This is a genomic window from Candidatus Thioglobus sp., from assembly GCF_028599055.1.
Taxonomy (GTDB): domain Bacteria; phylum Pseudomonadota; class Gammaproteobacteria; order PS1; family Pseudothioglobaceae; genus Thioglobus_A.
Genome location: NZ_JAQRMS010000164.1, coordinates 1 through 2,372 on the forward strand (window position 1 = coordinate 1; position 2,372 = coordinate 2,372).

Sequence of the window (2,372 nt, forward strand, 5' to 3'; positions counted from 1 at the left end):
TGGGTACTTTTTCCTGCACCCTCAACCCCATCAATGGTGATAAATTTTCCTATTTTCATACGGTTATTTTAGATGCTTCTTAATATTAGTTAAGTGTTGTTTATAAGTTTTTGCAAAGGCATGTGTGCCATCTTTTTTTGCCACAAAAAACAGATATTCAGTTTGTAAGGGATGCATGGCTGCCTCTAGAGAAGCTTGCCCTATTGAACTGATTGGCCCTGGTGGCAAGCCTTTATTTCTATAAGTATTGTAAGGGCTTTTTACCCACAAATCCTGCTTGGTTAATTTGCCCGTATACGCCTCACCCAAGGCGTAAACAACGGTTGGATCAGTTTGCAGGCGCATATTTTTTTTCAGCCGATTAATAAAAACACCAGAAATTTTGGCTTTTTCTGCATTAACCGCTGTTTCACGCTCAATTAATGAAGCCAGAATTAATGCTTGATACCTATCTGTTAACAAATGGTTTTTGTCTCTAGCATCCCAAGCTTGGGTTAATTTATGCTCCAAAATATCATGTGCCCGATCTAGTACGCTCACTGCACTATCGCCATAATTAATTTGATAAGTATCGGGCCAAAACTGCCCTTCGTATGGCGATTTTGCCGCAGTTTTTGCCAATATTTTATCCAAAGAGTCTTTCACGATAATTGATTGATCATCACGTAATAATTGATAATAATCACGCAACGTCTTACCCTCGATTAGACTGATATTTCTAGTGGCAACCTGATTAGACTTCATGTCTGAGAGTAGTTGCCAAACACTCGTGTGCGGATGAATATCATAAAACCCTGACTTAAGCTGCTTATCAGCATTGGTGAGCTTGGCTACCCAAACCACAAACAAACTAGAATTAATCAAGCCGTGGTGCTTAAGATCTTGCGCTACCGAATACACGCCAGCGCCTTGAGGCACTTGATAGGTAATGGTTTTTAACGTATTAATCGTATTTGCCCAATATAGCCAAAACAGTATTAATCCTGATAATACGACTAATAAAAATTCAGAAAAGTAGCGTTTTGATGCCAAATCAATTGAATATTGACGCTTTAATAATGCTTGTTTAAGCGCGTTGTTTAGCTTTTCAGTGATTGTGCGCTCTGTGAATATCTGCTCATTAACTTGGCGAATAGGCATAATTCCCATCACACTATTGGTGACAAATATTTCATCACATTCAAGTAGTTCAGACATAGTCAATGTGCACACTTCAACTGACATACCCAGCTGACCAGCCAACTCTATAACCAGCTGCCGCCTTGTGCCCTCAATGCCACATTCATCCAAACCCGGTGTTAACAATACACCATTTTTAACGGCAAAAATATTACCCTGACTAACAGAAACAACCTGCCCTTGAGGGTCAAGCATAATACATTCTTGCGCGATCATATTGCGACGTGCCAATACTTGCTCTAAGCGATTACAATGCTTTATTTCTGCTAACAATTGGTTATCAGCATAGCCACTCTTGCACACATTCAAATTCAAATCAGCGGGTAAATCTGGCGCTTTGGACACAATAACAATTCTAACTGGTTCAATCGTGTCGTCAAATCCATAACCGCGCTCGGTTTCGCCACGAGATAGCATCATCTTTACCACAGCGCGATCAAATTTAACTGTTGACATGGCCTTGCTGATATCTTTAAGCCAAATTGATTGATCAATAGGGGTAATTTGCAAACGCTGAGCGCCTTTATTTAATCGATCAAAATGCTGTTGAGCCAATAGTAATTGACCATTAACAACCAAACACGTTTCAAACAGCCCGTCACCAAATTGCGTTAAACGATTATTGATACTGAGCTTGCTTTGTTTTTTTCCGTTGACCAGAGTGATTCGATTCATAAGCCAGTATTATAATTAAGCAGCTCAATAAAAAACACCTATCAAACCAGTATCGAATCTTAGTAACTAACAACGATTATCGTTACCAATAGAGCCTTATCCTGCTCAAATTAACACCCCAAGAGGTTTTTAGGGTGCTAAAATCTAGCTTCAGTAACAAAGGTTTTACTAAACACAAACAACAAATAGGAGAGAAGAAATGGGTGGAATTATTAATTTAATCAAATGGGTGTTAATTGTTATTGGTGCAATTGCAACTTACTATGCGGTGTCATTACAAGCGCAATACGGCGTTACCTCTAAAGTAATCAGTGAGATGGTTTCACCAAAACTACACCCTGATTCTATGTCAAAAGTGTACATGCCAATGACGAACACATTGCTTGATACAGGCGATATCACTATGGCATCAATTGTTCGCGATAAAGTTAGTGACGATATGAAGGGTGAAAACAGACTAGAAACAATCGCAAATATTGAAGAGGCCATGGCTGAAGTTGTGATTGAAAGAAATATTA

General features: G+C 39.0%; 1 protein-coding gene and 1 pseudogene. One reads left to right on the forward strand and one right to left on the reverse strand.

Annotation, left to right across the window (positions count from 1 at the left end):
• Nucleotides 1-63: 63 nt before the first annotated feature.
• The gene (gene mltG, locus PSN35_RS07105) at nucleotides 64-1,854 is read right to left on the reverse strand and encodes an endolytic transglycosylase MltG (protein ID WP_300031443.1); all 1,791 of its coding nucleotides are present in this window, start codon (nucleotides 1,852-1,854) and stop codon (nucleotides 64-66) included.
• A gap of 199 nt (nucleotides 1,855-2,053) precedes the next feature.
• Between mltG and PSN35_RS07110 the strand changes: the two are divergent.
• Nucleotides 2,054-2,372, forward strand: a pseudogene (locus PSN35_RS07110) (DUF302 domain-containing protein); the annotation flags it as partial.

Excerpts from the sequence above, each read along its gene's own strand:
- mltG (WP_300031443.1), bottom strand. The coding sequence starts at position 1,854 with ATGAATCGAATCACTCTGGTCAACGGAAAAAAACAAAGCAAGCTCAGT.